Source organism: Microbulbifer aestuariivivens (assembly GCF_039545115.1).
GTDB lineage: Bacteria > Pseudomonadota > Gammaproteobacteria > Pseudomonadales > Cellvibrionaceae > Microbulbifer > Microbulbifer aestuariivivens.
The window spans coordinates 1-1,750 of the sequence record NZ_BAABRT010000051.1; the positions used below are offsets into that span (position 1 = coordinate 1).

Consider the following 1,750-nt stretch of genomic DNA (forward strand, 5'->3'; position numbering starts at 1 on the left):
CTATAGCAGTGCAAAAAAATTTCACGCTGGCACCGGCTACAGTTTTTACCGCCCGGCAACATAACGCCGCTAGCAGGGGCAGCCGGAGCGCAGCGTAGGCTGTCCAGCCCAGCCACCGGCTGGGCGAGCCTGCCTAGCTTGGTTATGGCTGCCGCGCTCCGGACCAACTACCAGTACTTTGCCAGCCACGGATTGGCTGGCCAGACCCAATATTACGAGGGAAGATTACCGTACCTCCCCCACCAGATTATTAACTTATTGGCAATCCACGATACTGCAGTGGACTAGCCAGATCTACCGACCCAAAGAGAACGCTCTAGGAACGAAACTGCCGGGATGCGGAATGACCGAGCTGCTCAATACTGGACGCTAAAACAGTGCAAAAAATTACATGCTGGGACTGACCAGGCTTATGACCGCCCGGCAACATAACGCCACTAGCAGGGGCAGCCGGAGCGCAGCGTAGGCTGTCCAGCCCAGCCACCGGCTGGGCGATCCTGCCTAGCTTGGTTATGGCTGCCGCGCTGAGCACCAACTACTAGCACTTTGCCAGCCACGGATTGGCTGACCACTGCCCGATGTTACGAGGGAAGAATACCGCACCTCCCCCACCAAATTATTCACTTATTGGCACCCCACAATACTGCTGTGGGCTACCCTCCTCTGCCGAGCCAGAGAGAACGCTCTAGGAACGAAACTGCTCGAACACGGGGCGACGAGCTGCTCAATGCTGGACGCCAACCCGGTGTGAAAAATTACCCGGAGGCACCGACGATAATTTTTACCGTACGGCAACATAACGCCGCTAGCAGGGGCAGCCGAAGCGCAGCGTAGGCTGTCCAGCCCAGCCACCGGCTGGGCGATCCTGCCTAGCTTGGTTATGGCTGACGCGCTCAGGACCAACTACTAGCACTTTGCCAGCCACGGATTGGCTGTCCACCGCCCATTATTACGAGGGAAGAATACCGCACCTCCCCGACTAGATTATTAACTTATTGGCACTCCACGAGACTGCAGTGGAATAGCCACCTCCTACCGAACCAGAGAGAACGCTCTTGGAGCGAAACTGCCGGGATGCGGAACGACCGAGCGGCTCAACACCGGACGCTAAACCAGTGCGAAAAATTACCCGCAGGCACAGACGATAATTTTCACCGACCGGCAACATAACGCCGCCATAACCGGGCGGACAAACCGCAGGTTTGGACGTCCGGCGCCGAAGGCGCGTAGTTGATGGCCTTGTTAAGAGTTGCTGAACTTTTTATAAGAAAACGAAACCCCAACGAATATAACAATTAAAATTACGGACAATGGCCAATATGCCATCCATTGTATTGGCAACCCTGATTGGTCAGGTGGAAGAAGCCACAATGATGAAATTACTAACAATGACAAAGAAGCTGCAATATAGCCAGAATGCGCAACAATTTTTGGAAACTTAAACAAAATATGCAACAACGCAAAAACTAAAAATGGCGCACTGTAAAAAAGACCGCCATAAACAAACTGAGCAAGTATTTCTAATATTTCCTGCCCCTTTATCAGGGAATAGCCCGCTATCAATAGAGCAAGTAATATTGGTAAGGCTATGTAATTTAGTGCGAACTTCATTCCTAGAAGACTCTGGTCTTACCCACAAAAAGTAGACACTCTAACTATGCGCGTTTGCGCTCATACTCTGCTGGACTTTTGTAACCCAGTGTAGAGTGCCTGCGGACTCTGTTGTAGAAAACCTCAATGTATTCAAACA

General features: G+C 52.0%; 2 protein-coding genes. Both read right to left on the minus strand.

Features of this window, described 5'->3' with window-relative positions:
* Positions 1-1,242: 1,242 nt before the first annotated feature.
* Complete coding sequence (locus ABEA58_RS14235; protein ID WP_345552566.1) at positions 1,243-1,611, minus strand: hypothetical protein; 369 nt, start codon at positions 1,609-1,611, stop codon at positions 1,243-1,245.
* 44 nt (positions 1,612-1,655) lie between these two features.
* Positions 1,656-1,750, minus strand: a 95-nt coding sequence (locus tag ABEA58_RS14240; protein WP_345552567.1) for an IS3 family transposase, incomplete at its 5' end; no start/stop codon positions are given.

Excerpts from the sequence above, each read along its gene's own strand:
- ABEA58_RS14235 (WP_345552566.1), bottom strand. The coding sequence starts at position 1,611 with ATGAAGTTCGCACTAAATTACATAGCCTTACCAATATTACTTGCTCTA.